Annotated in this window: 15 protein-coding genes; 5 read left to right on the top strand and 10 right to left on the bottom strand. The window is 60.5% G+C overall.

The genetic code is table 11. The features are described 5' to 3' along the window. Nucleotides 1-19 precede the first annotated feature (19 nt). Genes RHM62_RS12700 through RHM62_RS12660 form a run of 9 tightly spaced genes read right to left on the bottom strand, consistent with a single transcriptional unit; the run spans nucleotide 20 to nucleotide 7,819 of the window. Entirely contained in the window at nucleotides 20-547 is a 528-nt protein-coding gene (locus RHM62_RS12700; RefSeq protein WP_322122458.1) for a hypothetical protein, read from the bottom strand. An 11-nt stretch (nucleotides 548-558) separates the two neighbouring features. Continuing rightward, nucleotides 559-990 (bottom strand): hemerythrin domain-containing protein, encoded by a 432-nt coding sequence (locus tag RHM62_RS12695; RefSeq protein ID WP_322122457.1) that lies wholly within the window; start codon nucleotides 988-990, stop codon nucleotides 559-561. Nucleotides 991-996: 6 nt separating this feature from the next. Then, on the bottom strand, nucleotides 997-1,620 hold the full coding sequence (locus RHM62_RS12690; protein ID WP_322122456.1) for a hypothetical protein: 624 nt from the start codon (nucleotides 1,618-1,620) through the stop codon (nucleotides 997-999). 52 nt (nucleotides 1,621-1,672) lie between these two features. Beyond that, complete coding sequence (locus RHM62_RS12685) at nucleotides 1,673-2,500, bottom strand: peptidylprolyl isomerase (RefSeq protein ID WP_322122455.1); 828 nt, start codon at nucleotides 2,498-2,500, stop codon at nucleotides 1,673-1,675. A 34-nt stretch (nucleotides 2,501-2,534) separates the two neighbouring features. Further along, nucleotides 2,535-3,107: a hypothetical protein gene (locus tag RHM62_RS12680; protein WP_322122454.1), complete on the bottom strand. Its 573-nt coding sequence runs from the start codon at nucleotides 3,105-3,107 to the stop codon at nucleotides 2,535-2,537. Next, the gene (locus RHM62_RS12675) at nucleotides 3,108-4,031 is read right to left on the bottom strand and encodes a hypothetical protein (protein ID WP_322122453.1); all 924 of its coding nucleotides are present in this window, start codon (nucleotides 4,029-4,031) and stop codon (nucleotides 3,108-3,110) included. It abuts the gene before it with no gap. A gap of 12 nt (nucleotides 4,032-4,043) precedes the next feature. Next, a complete protein-coding gene (locus RHM62_RS12670; RefSeq protein WP_322122452.1) occupies nucleotides 4,044-5,294 on the bottom strand; it encodes a type II secretion system F family protein in 1,251 nt (416 codons plus the stop codon). Between the two features lies 1 nt (nucleotide 5,295). Further along, entirely contained in the window at nucleotides 5,296-7,011 is a 1,716-nt protein-coding gene (locus RHM62_RS12665) for a GspE/PulE family protein (RefSeq protein WP_322122451.1), read from the bottom strand. A 16-nt stretch (nucleotides 7,012-7,027) separates the two neighbouring features. After that, nucleotides 7,028-7,819, bottom strand: coding sequence for a hypothetical protein (locus RHM62_RS12660; RefSeq protein WP_322122450.1), 792 nt, complete (start codon nucleotides 7,817-7,819; stop codon nucleotides 7,028-7,030). Nucleotides 7,820-8,267: 448 nt separating this feature from the next. Here RHM62_RS12660 and RHM62_RS12655 point away from each other — a divergent pair, with 448 nt between their 5' ends. The 5 genes from RHM62_RS12655 (at nucleotide 8,268) to RHM62_RS12635 (ending at nucleotide 14,106) form a co-directional block, all read left to right on the top strand. Beyond that, nucleotides 8,268-9,368 (top strand): cell division protein ZipA C-terminal FtsZ-binding domain-containing protein, encoded by a 1,101-nt coding sequence (locus RHM62_RS12655; protein WP_322122449.1) that lies wholly within the window; start codon nucleotides 8,268-8,270, stop codon nucleotides 9,366-9,368. Nucleotides 9,369-9,370: 2 nt separating this feature from the next. Continuing rightward, nucleotides 9,371-11,410 carry an NAD-dependent DNA ligase LigA gene (ligA, locus tag RHM62_RS12650; RefSeq protein ID WP_322122448.1) on the top strand — a complete coding sequence of 680 codons (2,040 nt, stop codon included), beginning with the start codon at nucleotides 9,371-9,373 and terminating at the stop codon, nucleotides 11,408-11,410. Beyond that, nucleotides 11,403-12,278 (top strand): UTP--glucose-1-phosphate uridylyltransferase GalU, encoded by an 876-nt coding sequence (gene galU / locus RHM62_RS12645; RefSeq protein WP_322125407.1) that lies wholly within the window; start codon nucleotides 11,403-11,405, stop codon nucleotides 12,276-12,278. The genes ligA and galU overlap by 8 nt, the downstream gene beginning before the upstream one ends. Beyond that, entirely contained in the window at nucleotides 12,275-12,811 is a 537-nt protein-coding gene (gene def, locus RHM62_RS12640) for a peptide deformylase (protein ID WP_322122447.1), read from the top strand. Before galU ends, def begins: the two co-directional genes overlap by 4 nt. 431 nt (nucleotides 12,812-13,242) lie before the next feature. Beyond that, nucleotides 13,243-14,106 carry an amino acid ABC transporter substrate-binding protein gene (locus tag RHM62_RS12635; RefSeq protein ID WP_416172257.1) on the top strand — a complete coding sequence of 288 codons (864 nt, stop codon included), beginning with the start codon at nucleotides 13,243-13,245 and terminating at the stop codon, nucleotides 14,104-14,106. Nucleotides 14,107-14,288: 182 nt separating this feature from the next. On the opposite strand, the gene gfa is transcribed toward RHM62_RS12635, so the two are convergent. Then, nucleotides 14,289-14,846 (bottom strand): S-(hydroxymethyl)glutathione synthase, encoded by a 558-nt coding sequence (gfa, locus tag RHM62_RS12630; protein WP_322122445.1) that lies wholly within the window; start codon nucleotides 14,844-14,846, stop codon nucleotides 14,289-14,291. Nucleotides 14,847-14,893 lie beyond the last annotated feature (47 nt).

Here is a 14,893-nt window from a genome sequence, read left to right as displayed (position 1 = left end):
GGGCATGTCGGTAGCGGGGTCATGGGCTTACCAGCGTAATGGTCAGCCTGTCGCCACTGCGCACGGCTTGCGTACTGCCGACCTTGGCGATCACGGCGTCCAGCAGGTTGCGGTAAAACAGCGAACCGGTTTCGTTGGCGTCGATAAAAATGCGAATACTGACGGCGTCGTTGATGTAGCTCCACGGCGTAAATCCGGCCATCGGGCGTGGCTTCATCGCGCTGGCATCACCGGACCAGATCGACAAGGCAGGTTTGGGACACAACAGCGAGGTGACGAAGCCATCGGCTGGTGTTGCCGGATACGAAATTCGGAAGGGCGTGCCGTTGTCGCCATCCGGATAGACGGCCCGGCATAGCACCAGCATGTTGGCGATCAGATCGCGCTGCGCCACCATCTGGTCCTTGGTGCTGTGAAAAAATTCCGCCCGTGCGCCGTCGCGCGCGGTACTTGATGCGACGAAGCCGAGCAGCACGAACAGCGCGATCGCAAACAATGCCGTGGCAGCGGCAAAACCGTGTGCGGGTGGGGGCGGGAGGCGGCGCATGGGAGTACTTTTCAGGCCACCCGGTAACGGGCATCGATATACGGAAAAAACAATTTATCGACGTCGATTACATGGCGCATCAGCCAGAACGACAGCGCAGCACAGCTGTCGCGCGCCAGCACTGCGACCAGTTCTGCGCTGTCCGGACGGGCCAGTTGCAGGCGGGCAGTACGGATGATGGCGCGCGCCTGTTCATGCAATTTCCGGTGGAAGTCCAGTTCCGGATAGGCGATTTCGGCCAGCTCGGCTTCTTCTTCCAGCAGCAGGGTCTCGAACTGCGTGTAAGTCGCGCGCAGCCAGCGCGTCAGGTTGGCGGCGTCGAGACGCTCGATCTGGCTGCCGGCGGCGGCGAGCTGCTCGAAGACGTCGCGGTTGCGGCGGTCGAGGGCGACGCTGCCGACAGCGAGGTCGGGGCTCCAGAGGGACGTGAGGGAGCAGGTCATGGCGGGTTAGTTTTCGGCCAGAGTGCTATAAAAAGCATAAGTCGCATCAACTAGTTGTATGCAGCCCGTAGCTCTGCCAGTAAATGTTGGTGACAGAATCGCCGGGCTGGCGCCGGCTAGTGCTGCCGCGTTGGCAAGGACGGTTTCGATCGGTACAGTGGTGACGCCATACATCTGCGTATTGACCTGCTCGCATACTTCCTTAGCGAGACCGGTTACGTACACGATGCTATCGGCTGTGGTCGTGCCGATTCCGGTGACCACCGCATTCTTGTTGTAGAGCCAGAGCGAGGGCGTCACGAAAGCCTTGACTGGCGGGTCTTGCTCGATGCCGTATTGTTTGGTGCTATTGAATAATCCGGTTCCGGAGGTGGTGTCGAATGTCATGCTGGAGGCGATGCCACCATCGAAGATGTAGCGGTTATATGCATCGCGATATTCGGCACTTTGCTTGAGCAAGACCGAGCTGAATACTTTGGAGCTCTCTGCCGAAAAGGCCCGCGAATTGCCCCGGCTGCCGTAGGCCAGCGCAGCCCCGACCAGGACGATCAGCGCGATGGTAAACAAAATGATGGTCGCGCCCATGCCGCGCTGTCTGGAAAGGTGTTGCCGACGAAATGAGGTGATCATGAACGTGCTCCGGTTATGAGTGCAATGTCAGTTTAAAAACGGGGTGCCGGGATTAACTGCGCAATTCGATTTTTGCTGCTGCCCTGCGGGCTTTCATGTCTTCATTGAAACGTTCTGCTACCAGTAAATCCTTGATTTCACCTTCGACCTTAGCCAGTTCGGGTTTCGGGTTGCTTTTGATATCGTCGACGTACAGCACCAGCGTGCCTTCGCGCACGGTGACCGGTTGCAGACGCTGTCCGGCTTTCAGTTTCTTGACCGCGACACCGAGTCCGTAGGGCACTTCGGCTGCAGTCAGGTAATGCTCGCCATCCTTGCGGACCCAGGTCAGCTTTGCCATGGCTTCTTTTTCGCCGCGTCCGACGCCATCGAACACGTCCTGCGCTTCCTTGCCATCGACCGAGACAAAGAATTTCAGCTTGAAGGTGGTGAAGTCATCGGCCTTGACGCGGTTTTCGTAGAAGGTCTTGATGTCCTTCTCAGTCACGCTGTTGCGTACTTCTTGCGAGCGCTGGTTGATGAAGACACTGGCGAGAACTTCGTTGCGGGCACTCTGCAGGGCCGTTTTTGCGACTTGCCGGTACAGCTTGTCGGCGCTGTTGGCGGCGACCACCTTGTTGATCGCGCGGTCGACGGCAACGGCTTTGTCGAGTCCGGCATTCAGAAACGGCAGCAGTTCGGCCTCGGCGATTTCGGCACCATCGACGACGGCAACGATGCGGTTCGCGCTCTGCTTGACATTGCCGATGTCGGAGCGTGACTCGTTTGCCGCGGCCGAGCGCAGGATGTCGAGACCAAAATAGGCAGCGCCACCCAACACCATGGTCGCGACAACAATGCTGGCGAGGAGTGTCTTGCGACTGCCGGTAGTGGGGATCATGATGGCTCCTTGTTGTAAGTGAATGAAGAGATCGTCATTTGGCGGCAAGACCATCAAAGGAAATGCCCTGGGTATAACCACTAATTTCGGCTGTTGCCGCCATGCCGCCCTCGCACTTGGCCATGCAGAGTTCGCGCCCGTCCCACGCCACGCCCTGGCGAAACGACTGCAGCGTCGCCAATGCGTACATGAACTCAGGCAGCAGTGCGGGATCCTTGATGCTGACCAGCAAGGTGCTGCTGTTGGCGTTGACCGCGATCACGACCGCTGAATTGTTTTTGGCCATGATGTTGGCCGCGCTTTTGTAGTCGGCTGCCGTGAGCGGCTTCTTGTCGAGCAGTGGCGCAATCTTGTTGGCTTCGGTGCTCTTGATGTCACGGGTGACGGCGGTAATGAAGAGCGCAGTCTGGTTCGCAGCCATCACGCAAAGTACAACCGCGGCCACAAACACCAATGGCGCGATCAGCGAAAAATTCTGCAACGCCGCGCTCAGGAAAGGGCCCACATGGCTGGTCGGCTTGCCGAACGCATGCGCACGCGGCAGGTGGCGATTTTCCGGCGGGGCGTCCGGGTTCGCGGGCTTGGAGGAAAAAGGATTTTTCATCATTTAGCGCGGTACGACGACCGGTTTGTTTGTCAGTCCACGCGGTGTGGCAGTCGTTCCGGAGAGCGGCGCCCCTTGTGCGATGCGGATCAGGTTGTCGTCGCTGGTCTGGTCGGCAACGACGCTCGGTCCGAGCGCATCGACATAGTCCCGGGTGATCCAGGCCGGCATCATCAGAATGAATTTTTCATTGCCATCCTTGACTCTGTACTCATCGATCCACCCGCCTGCGCGTACCACTAGCGCCGAGACTTTTTGCATCCGTGCGAGTTGCTGGGAGAGTGGCGACACGAAGTCAATCCGGGTGACCGCATTATTGATGGCTTTCATGTGGGCCTGGCTGGACTTGTCGGCCGAGGCATTGAGCACCGAGATGCCGATGGCTGCGCCGACATACACCAGTAGCGCAATGGCGGCGACCACCACGCAATACCGGCTGGCGCTCAGCGAAATGCCGTCGGCGATGCGGCGATAGGCTGCAGGGATCGATTCCATCGTCCAGGCTTCGTCGTCCTCGACCGGATACACGGCGGACTCGGTTTGTCCGGCCAGCCAGTCGGCCATGACTTCAGGGGTATTGGCGATCAGGCGGATATGATCGCGGGTTTTTTCGACCGCCACTGAGAGGCTGACATCGGGTAAAAAATAGATGCCGTCGCCGCGATGTTGCGGATGGCCAGGCAGTGCCGCTGCCAGCGGCGTGCTGAAGGCGGGAATCGAGGTGAAGGCGCTCGATGGCGCGGCAAAGTAAAACACCGTAGCGTTGTCGCGGTCAACCGCCACCAGCAAGTGCATGCGTGCTGTACCCAGTACGTCTTGCGCCACCATAAAGACGCTCTTGTCGATGTCGCCGCTGTGCAGCGGGATCGCGCCGGCGATCATGCCGGCGTAGGCGCTGTCGAAAAGGGCGGGGCTGAGGATGGCCATGGTTCGCTTGTCCTATAACGAAGTCATCGAGGCGAGGCTGCCCTCGCTCTGGATCAGCGCAACGAAGAGGGCAATCAGCACCGCCACCAGCGAAAAAGCCAGCGTGGCAATGAATGAAAGCACCTGGAATTTTTTGGCAGCGCGTTGCGCAAACACTTCCCGGCGTTCGGCGATGACTTCAAAGGCGCGCGCCAGTTGATGGCGATCGGTGTGCGAACGGATCAGGGTGCGCTCGGAGTTTTCCAGCGGCGTTTGCGCCAGCGCGTGGGCGATGTCTTCGCGGTCTTCGATGCGTCTGACCGCAGCGCGCCAGTAGCCTAGTACGCGCGGCACCCGCGAGGCTTTTTCGGCAATCGCAAACGACGCCATCAGGTCGACGCCGCCGCGGATCAGCGAGACCGCCACCTTGGTGCTGTTGGCCAGTGCGCCGTGCAGGATGATGTCCTTGACCTGCGGGATACGCAGGATGAGGTCATCGACTTTCTTGCGGAAATCGCTGCTGCCATTGAAGTAGCCCCAGGTGCAGACCGCGGCGAAAACGATCAGCGCCAGCGACACCACCAGCATCAGGTCGTTGGCAAAATAGGCCACCGCAATGCCGCGCTTGATGCTGGCGATTTTTTCGGGCGTGTTGTTCTCGCCGATTTCCTTTTCAATGGCAGGCAGCACCGCAACCCGGTTGCCGATCAGCGAGAGCACCGAGAACGCTACTTCGATGCCCGTAAAAATGGCCGTACCCATCAGGATTTTCAGGGTGCCGGCGCGGGCCTGGTAATAGTCGATGGCGGTGTTGATGGCGCTCGACAGCGTGCCGGTTTTTTCACCGGCTTCGAGGATGGCTAGCGTGGTCTGGTCGAAGAAGTCCAGCGCCTCCATTGCATCCAGAAAGCTACCGCCGCCATCGAGGATCAGGTTGGCAAAATTGAGGCGCTGGCGCAGCGGACCGTTCTCGGCATCGATCACCAGCTTGAGGGCGCGGCCGGCGCTCAGACCCGCCTGCGTATTGAAATAAATCGCCAGCAGGAACTGCTGTTTGTAATCGCGCGAGACCGGATTGAGCCAGTTCATGGCCGGCTTGATGATGCGGATCTCAATCGGTACGCCGCCGGTTTTGCGCACGTCATGCACGATCTGCTCGCGGCTGGCGGCGACCATGATGCGGTTGTGGCGGAAGTGCTTGCGCGCGCTGCGGTCGCGCACCGCATCGGCATCGGCGGCGAACGGCAGCAGGTAGGTGACGCTGAAGTTTTTCAGGCTATCCATGTCAGAAGCCCGCCTTGATTGCTTGGGTAACCGTGTCGGCGTCGATCACATGGCATTCGAGCAGCTGGGCCATGACCTGGTGCTTGCTGATATGCGTGACGGCTTCCATCGCAAATACGGCCTGGAAGTTGTGGATCGATTCGAATAGCAGACGCGTGATGTCCATGCGTAGCGCATCGCCGTTCGGAATGACGACGGTCTCGTGGATCGCGACCCGGCCGCGGTAGCCGGTCTGGTTGCACGCGGCACATCCGCCGCGATGCAGGAATCGCGCATGGCCATGAAAGGTCAGACCCCGTGTGCTGCTCAGTTCGACGGCCGATTCGCGGTCGATCTCGCTGGCGCAAGTGCATAGCTTCGGGATCAGGCCCTGGTTGACCACCACGCTGAGCTGGTTGGCCAGAATGTATAGCGCCTCCTGCTTGGTGGCGGGATCGCAGAACGACAGTACGCGCTCGAAGGTCTGGGCGACATCCTTGGCATGCACGGTGGCCAGCACCAGATGGCCGGATTCGGCGAACTTGAGCGCGGCCCGCATGGTGTCGTTGTCGCGGATCTCGCCGAGGATCAGCACGTCCGGATCCTGGCGCAGCACCGAGCGTTCGAGGTCGACCGATTTTTCGTTGAGGAGCTGGTTCAGCTGAATCTGGCGGGCGAACGGCAGGATGTATTCGACCGGTTCCTCGACCGTGATGACGTTGATACGGTCGCGCCCGAAGTTCTGTGCCAGTGCATACAGCGTGGTGGTCTTGCCGGAGCCGGTCGGACCGGAAATGAGCACCAGTCCGCCGGTCTTGCCGCGCACGTCCGCGAGTTGGCGGAACAGGTCGGTCATCTGCAGCTGGTACGGGAACAGCGCATCGAGTCCGATCATCGCGGAGGGATCGAGCACCCGGATGGCGATGGTTTCACCGCCGGCGATCGGTTGCGTGGCGACGCGGAATTCGACGCCGGTGCCGGCGCCTGCCAGTGACAGCCGGCCATCCTGGGCGCGCCGGGTGTCCGACGCATCCATGCCGGACTCGTTCTTGATGCGCGAGAACAGCGCGGCCATGGTGCGCTCCGGTACCAGATGGGTCGGCCTGAGCTTGCCATCGACGCGGTAGCTGATCCAGGCGCCGGGGTCGCGCAGTTTATCCAGATGGATATCGGAGGCACGCAGCATGATGGCTTCGGCCAGCATCGCTTCAAGTGCTTGCTTGAGCAGCAAGCCGTTGATTTCTTCGCTGCGCAAGCGCAGCGCGATCGCCTCAAAGCTGTGGGCGGCGCTGTAGACGCTATCGATCGAGCGGCGGATATCGCCGATATCAGTGGGTTCGATACGCAGGCCGGTTACCTTGACCTCGCAGGCCTCGATCAGGCTTCGACGGGCGTTCCCCGGCAGGATGCGTGCGGCTTTCAGTTGCAACACACCGCTTTCTACCTGCACCGGAAAGACGCTATGCAACTTGCACAGCGCCAGCGGCAGCAGCTGACGGAATAACAGCGAGTCGTTTTCGCCGTCGAGTCGTTTGACCGCAAAGCCGATTTGCGCCTGGCTGGCAAATTTGTTGCGGACGATAATTTCGACGAGCAGCGCTTGCTGGCCACCTTCGCGGGTGGATTTTTGCTGGCGCAGGCAGACGTCGAGTTGTTGCGCTGTCATTACCCCGGTTGCTACGAGGAAGCTGCCGACCTGGCTTTGCAGGCTATTGTCAGGAGACAGGATGGTATTCATCAGCGCGCTTCCCGGCTCACTGCAGGGGTGCCGGCAAGGCACCCGGCAGCGACTGGTTCTGATTTTGATTCTGGGCATCGTTGACCGGAGCCGATGCACTGCGTGCCTTGACTTCAACGGTAATGCTGCGTTTGTAGAGCGGGTCCGGACGTTCCAGCACGATGGCCGGCTGGGCCGGATTGCCGGAGGTTTCGAGTTCGCCGACGAACACGATCGGGTAGCGCGTGCCCGGTTTCGGTATTGCCGTACTGCCGTCGGCGACGTGGAAAATCACCACTTGCCGGTTACTGACCCGCGCATAGAGGCTGCCGACATTGCCGGTCGCATCGAACGATTCGCCATCAGTGAGCATCAGGGCATCGTTGCGGGCGCTCATGGCCTGCGACTGCGCACCAAGGGGCACTGGTGCCATGCTGGTACCGACCGCAGGCGCTGGCTGTGTGCTGGTACTGACGCGCTGCGCGGCCGAGCGACGCAGTACGGCTTGCTTGCCGACAATGGCGGAGACATAAAATCCTGCAAACCGCTCTTTTTGTTCGGTCAGTTCGCGTTGCAGCGGGTTATCGGTGACCGCTCCAGTGGGCGGGTAGCCTGCCGGTATCGTGGTGCGCGGGGATGTTCCGGTCGCCCCCGGCAATGGAGGGACGTCGCCCGTGGCCGGATTGATCAGTCCACGCGGACGAATGAGCGGATTCGGAATTTGCATTTGCGCAGAGGCGATGAGACTGGTGCAGCAACTGACGGCAACCAGTACCAGTCCGGCCAGGTGCCCGGATCTCCGGACGGTGAACATGCCTGCATGCATCATGGTTCCTTTTGCGGTGTAGCAGCCAACTGAGAAGGGAACATGGCGATCAAAAGTCGCTTTAGTTCCCTGATGGTAACCATTAGTAGTTATTGTTGAAAGTACTTTTAAGAAATTTTGTTGTTTGGAAACTAGTGGTTCCATTGCTATCCGAATTTTTATCGACTTGCTGGCAGGAGCCACAGTGAGCGAGGCTTACGCCGGATCACTATTTCTTGACCTCATGCCCGGGCTGGCTTGACAACTTCAGGTATCCACACTTACCCTAAGCGCCATTCTGGAAGACGTTTGTTCGCACCCTGGTAGTGCTAGCCAGCTTGCTTTTCCTTCACTGTTTGCCCTGACTTCCAAAGACACCCGTGCCATTTTTTTCCAGAGCAATATCAACTTCCGACTTAACATTCAGGCAAGGCGGCGCTTTGCGCCAGCCGGCCAGCGAGGCAACCGCGGCATGACCGACCTACAAGCCAGCCTCATCGCCATTGGCGGCACCATCGTCATCGCCGTTATCGGCTACAACAAGTGGCAGGAATTCAAAGCCAAAAAAAGTGTTGAACGGGCCTTCGCCTCGACCCGGGACGATGTGCTGATGACGCCGCCATCGCGCGACGACGCGACGCCGCCTGCCGTGCGGCAGGAGCCCGGGTTTTTTGCCGCTGGCGAAACGCCGCCGGACACGGATGGTCAATCGCTGCCGGCAGCCGATGCAGCGGCCGATGGTGACTCCGCGGTCCAGGCCGGTACCCCGACGACGGCGCAGGACCTGCCGGTCGATGAACTGGTCGATTGCCTGATCCCGCTGGCCCTCGACGGTCCCTTGCGCGGTGAAAAAATCATGGCCGCTTTCCGCGACTTGCGCCAGGCCGGCAGCAAACCCTTGCACACCATCGGCTTGCGCGATGGCACCCACTGGGAAGCGATTGCCCATGGCGCGCAATACAGCGCGCTGCAGGTCGGCGTGCAACTGGCCAACCGTTCTTCGTCGCTCAATGAAATCGAATATTCCGAGCTGGTCATGGCACTGCGTGCCGTGGCCGAAGAGCTCGGTGCCGAGCCGGATATTCCGGACATGAAGCATGTGATGCAAAGCGCCCGCGCGCTGTACCAGTTCATCACCGAATTCGACGCGCAACTGAGCGTCAATATCCAGTCCAATGGCGAACCGTGGTTGATCAGCACCTTGCTCATCGCCCTCGAAAAACAGGGTTTCGACCTGCGTCCCGAAGGCCGGCTGGTGATGCCGGATGGCGAAGGCGACGTGCTGTTTTCGCTGTCGACCAACGTCACGCTGGCGGCCGACACCACTTCGCGCCTGACACTGCTGCTCGATGTGCCGCGCGTGGCTCAGGCCCACAACGGTTTCGGGGCGCTGATTGCCTGCGCCCGCTCGCTGTCGCTGCGCATGGACGGCACGGTCGTTGACGACGGCAACCAACCCTTGCCGGAGCAGGCCCTGTCCGACATCGCCGTTCAAGTCGATGAGTTTTACGCGAACATGATGGCGGCCGATATTCCGGCCGGCTCGTCGCGTGCGTTACGCTTGTTCAGCTGATCATGACCGAGGTTGCATCGATTGATCCTGCGGCGCGCGCAGCGGCTTTGCGCAGGCTGCTCGATCGCCACGCGCATGCGTATTACGTGCTCGATAGTCCGGTCATTGCGGACGTTGATTACGACGTCCTGTTCCGCGAGCTCGAAGCCCTCGAAGCGGCCCATCCCGAACTGGTGACGGTCGATTCGCCTACCCGCCGCGTCGGTGCGCCGCCCCTGCCGGAGTTCGTGCAGGTGCGCCATTCGGTGCCGATGCTGTCGCTGTCGAACGGGTTTGCCGACGAGGATGTCATCGGCTTCGACCGGCGCGTGCGTGATGGTCTGCAGGTTGTCGGCGAAGTGGCCTATGCCACCGAACTCAAGTACGACGGCCTGGCCATCAACTTGCGCTACGAACATGGCGTACTGGTCGAAGCAGCCACCCGTGGCGACGGCAGCACCGGTGAAAACGTCACCGTCAACATCCGTACGATACGCGGCATTCCGCTGCGCCTGCACACGGATACGCCGCCGGCGCTCATCGACGTGCGCGGCGAAGTGCTGCTCTACAAGGCCGACTTCGCCAGCCTCAATGCGCGTCAGCGTGCGGCCGGTCTCAAGGAGTTCGCCAATCCGCGCAATGCCGCGGCCGGCAGTCTGCGTCAGCTCGATTCGCGCATCACGGCGCAGCGCGCGCTGCGCTTTTTTGCGTATGGCATCGGTGCGCTCGACGGCGTGGCGATGCCGGACACGCACTCGGGCCTGCTGGACTGGTATCGCGCACTCGGCATCCCGGTGTGCGACGAGCGCAAGATCGTGCACGGTGCGGCCGGCCTGCTCGATTTCTATCGCGAGACCGGTGCCAAGCGGGCGTCCTTGCCCTACGAAATCGATGGCGTGGTCTACAAGGTCGACGCCGCCGCCCTGCAACAGCAACTCGGTTTTGTAGCAAGGGCTCCGCGCTACGCGCTGGCGCACAAGTTTCCGGCCGAAGAAGCCAGCACCGTGGTGCAGGGCATCGATGTTCAGGTCGGCCGCACCGGTGCCATCACGCCGGTGGCGCGACTGGCTCCGGTGGCGGTGGGCGGCGTGATCGTCACCAACGCAACACTGCACAACGAAGATGAAGTCCGGCGCAAGGACATCCGTATCGGCGACACCGTCATCGTGCGCCGCGCCGGCGATGTGATTCCCGAAGTCGTGGCGTTCATCGCTGATTTGCGCGGCCCGGATGTGCAGGAGTTCGTCATGCCGACCGCGTGTCCGGTGTGCGGTTCGGCCATCGTCCGGCTCGAGGACGAAGCCATCGCGCGCTGTTCCGGCGGCTGGATCAAATGCGCCGCGCAACGCAAGGGCGGCTTGCTGCATTTCGTGTCGCGCCGGGCGATGGATATTGAAGGCCTCGGCGAGCAACTGGTCGTGCAACTGGTCGATCGCGACGTCATTCGCACGCCGGCCGACCTGTACAAACTCGGACTGGTCGGTTTGTCGGAGCTGGCGCGCATGGCCGACAAGTCGGCGCGCAACGTGCTGGCCGCGCTCGAGAAATCGAAGTCGACCACGCTGGCGCGCTTCATTTACGCGCTCGGTATCCGCCATGTCGGCGAAGCCACCGCGAAAGAACTGGCAGCACATTTTGGCCAGCTTGACATCGTGCTGGCTGCGACCGAAGAGCAGTTGCTGGAAGTGGCCGATGTCGGTCCGGTGGTCGCACGGTCCATCGTTGAATTTTTTGCCGATCCGCTTAACGTCGAACTGGTCGAGCAATTGCGTGCAGCCGGCGTGCACTGGACCGAGCATACCGGCCGCCAGGTCGTCAGCCTCCCGCAGAGCGGCAAGACCTTCGTGCTGACCGGCACCTTGCCGACGCTAGGACGCGATGAAGCCGCAGCGCTCATCGAGGCGGCCGGCGGCAAGGTGGCCGGCTCGGTCTCGAAAAAAACCAGCTACGTGGTCGCCGGCAGCGATGCCGGTAGCAAGCTCGCCAAGGCGCAGGAACTCGGCCTGGCCATCCTCGACGAAGCCGGATTACTTCAACTTTTGAAAGCAGATGCCAATGCGTAAAATCAAGAAAGCCGTGTTCCCGGTGGCCGGTCTCGGCAGCCGCTTTCTGCCCGCCACCAAGGCGCAGCCGAAAGAAATGCTGCCCATCGTCGACAAGCCGCTGATCCAGTACGCGGTCGAAGAAGCGGTCGCGGCCGGCATCACCGAAATGATCTTCATCACCGGCCGCAACAAGCGCGCCATCGAAGACCATTTCGATAAGGCCTACGAACTCGAAGCCGAACTCGAAGCAGCCGGCAAGCAACAGTTGCTCGAGCTGGTGCAGAACGTGATCCCCAAGCATATTTCGTGTATCTACATCCGCCAGTCCGCGGCGCTCGGCCTCGGTCATGCGGTGCTGTGCGCGCGGCCGGTGGTGGGCAGCGAACCGTTTGCGGTCTTGCTGGCCGACGACTTCATGGACGTGCCGGACGGCACCGCGCCGGTGCTGGCGCAGATGACGGATATTTTTTCGCGCCAGGGATCGAGCCTGCTGGCGGTGCAGGACGTGCCCCGCGCCGAGACCCGGCAGTACGGCATCGTCAGTGTTTCGCCGTTTGCAAAAATGCTCGAGCAAGTCAACGCCATCGTCGAAAAACCGGCGGCCGATGTGGCCCCGTCGACGCTGGCGGTGGTTGGTCGCTACGTGCTGACCAACGGGATTTTTGATTATCTCGAAAAGCTCGAACAGGGTGCCGGCGGCGAACTGCAACTGACCGATGGCATTTCGGCGATGATCGAGTCCGAACGCGTGCTGGCCTATCGCTACGAAGGCCAGCGTTACGATTGCGGTTCCAAGCTGGGTTACCTGAAAGCCTCGATGGCGATGGGCCTCAAGCATCCGGAAACCGGCAAGGCTTTTACTGACTACCTGGCGAGCTTACGATGACTGTCCGCGAGATTTTAAAAATGGGTGATCCGCGTCTGCTGCGCATCGCCGAACCGGTGACCGAATTCGATACACCGGCCATGCGCCGGCTGATCGCCGACATGTTCGAGACCATGCATGCGGTCAACGGTGCCGGCCTGGCCGCGCCACAGATCGGTGTCAATCTGCAACTGGTGATCTACGGTTCGCGCAATAACGCACGCTATCCCGAGGCACCCGAAGTACCGGAAACCATCCTCATCAACCCGGTACTGACACCGCTGTCGGACGAGGTCGTCGAGAACTGGGAAGGCTGTCTGTCGGTACCTGGTTTGCGCGGCGTGGTGCCGCGCTGGCATGCCTTGCATTACGAAGGCGTTGATCAGTTTGGCGCCGTCATCAGCCGCGATGTCGATGGCTTCCATGCGCGCGTCGTGCAACATGAATGCGATCACCTGATCGGCGTGTTGTACCCGATGCGGGTGACGGACTTCAGCCGCTTTGGTTATACGAGTGTGCTGTTCCCCGAGCTCGAGGGTGATGAGGACGATTGACCCCGTTGAAGTTGCCGTCGAAAAGCCCGTTCAGGCGTCATAGCTGAATGGGCTTTTTGTTGTCTGGCGGTCCGGTGTCGCGACTGTTTTTTTCATCGTGGCCGCTGATGTTGCACCAGATAATGTATCGCTGAGTTGCTTTTAAGATATTCTCCACGGGCCGACGCTTTACCGTATCGCTTCCTCCGGCGAGGCGTTGGAGTATGTCTCTTCACAACACGTTGATGTTGCGCGGCATGTTCATTGATTGGCACGACTAAAAAGTCGTCGATAGCGCAGCGATCAACGGTAGTAATCGCACCAACGTGTTTAAGCTAAGAACAGTCCCCGGTCAGATCGCGGCATTGCGACCAAAGGACGATTGTCAAACTCCAGGGGAAGGGAAATTTTTGATGCGACGATTAACCAGAAGACTTGCCGTGCTGGCATTGATGTCAGGACTATCTTGCGGATCGCCGATAGGCGCGCAGGCGACCGGCACTCTCGATACGATTCGCCAGACGCGCACGATCCGCATTGCCCATCGCGAATCGTCCCTGCCATTTTCGTATCTTGACGAGAACCGTGTTCCGGTCGGCTATGCCGTCGACCTGTGTAAAAAAATTGCCGAAGCGGTGCAGCGTCAACTGAAATTGCCGCGTCTTGAGGTGGTCTACGTGCCGGTGAGTTCGGTGACCCGTATCCCGGCAATCGTGGAAGGCAAGGCCGATCTCGAATGCGGATCGACGACCAATAATGCCGAGCGCAGAAAGCAGGTCGCATTCACGATTCCACACTTTATTGCGACCGTACGCATGCTGGTGCGGGTGGATTCGGGTATTCAGAACTGGGTTGACCTGCGTGGCAAGACCGTCGTGACGACCAAGGGCACCACCACCATCAAGTTACTGACGGATCGCGACAAGGTCCGTGCACTGGACCTGAAAATCGTCGAAGGAACGGATCACGCTGCATCATTCGCGCTACTGGAGGCGGGCACCGCAGAGGCGTTTCCGATGGATGACGCGCTGCTGTTCGGTTTGCGCGCCAGCGCCCGCACACCGGAAAAATTTACGGTGACGGGAGCTTCGCTGTCCGCCGAGCCGTACGCCATCATGCTGCGCAAAGATGATCCTGCCTTCAAGCGTGTGGTCGACCTTGAGATGGCACGTCTTATCCATGACGGCCAACTGCAGGCGCTCTATCAAAAGTGGTTCGAGCGGCCCATTTCGCCCCGGGGCATCAACATGAAGATGCCGATGCACAACCTGTTTCGCGGGACCTTGCAGTATCCGTCCGACAGCGTTGGTGACTAGGAAGATACAAACCATTGCTGGCCGTGTCCCCCACACCGTTCGTCCTGAGCTCGCGCCTTCGATAAGCTCAGGATGCGCGGGTGGCGGTCGGGTTGGCGGTCAACCTCCGGCTGCAGTCAGGTGGCGACAGCTCTGCTGACACGGTGGGCGCTGATGGCGACTACCCGCAGCCGGCACTGCATTTACCGCGACTTGGCGATGTGCGAGGCGATGGCATCCATCAACGGCGGCGACAGGCAATCGTAGGGCGGCAGGCCCAGTTCGACCAGGCGCGCCCGCACGGCACCCATCTGGTCGGCAGGCGCACCGGCTTCCAGGATCGATGAGACGAAGGCCGCAAAGCCAGCCGGTGCCCAGCCGCTTTGCGGTGACCGTTCGGTGTGGACAAAATCAAGCCCAAAAAAAGGATGGCCGGTATGTTCGATACGGCCCAGCATGTGCACGCCACAGGCGGTGCAGGCATGCCGCTGAATGGCAGCCGTCGCATCGACGATCTTCAGCTTGTCGCCATTGGCCGTGATGCTGACGGCGTCTTTCGAGACCACGGCAATTTGCGAAAACAGCGCGCCGGCCGGCTTCCAGCATTTCGAGCAACCGCAGACGTGATTGTGGACGGTCTGCGAGGTGATGGTGACTTCAACCTTGTGATCGGCGCAGTCGCACAGCAAGGTGCCGCCGGAAAATCCTGCCAGTGCCGGCTTGACGCCGTTGTCGACGGCGGGGTGGATGTGAACAGTCATATAGTTCTCCTGAAAAGGGGGCCGGATAGCGCTGCATCAGCAGCCTT

It is taken from the genome of Actimicrobium sp. CCC2.4, from assembly GCF_034347385.1.
Classification (GTDB): Bacteria; Pseudomonadota; Gammaproteobacteria; order Burkholderiales; family Burkholderiaceae_D; genus Actimicrobium.
The sequence above is the reverse complement of the archived record's forward strand: the minus strand, read 5'-3'. Positions and strand labels throughout refer to the sequence as shown.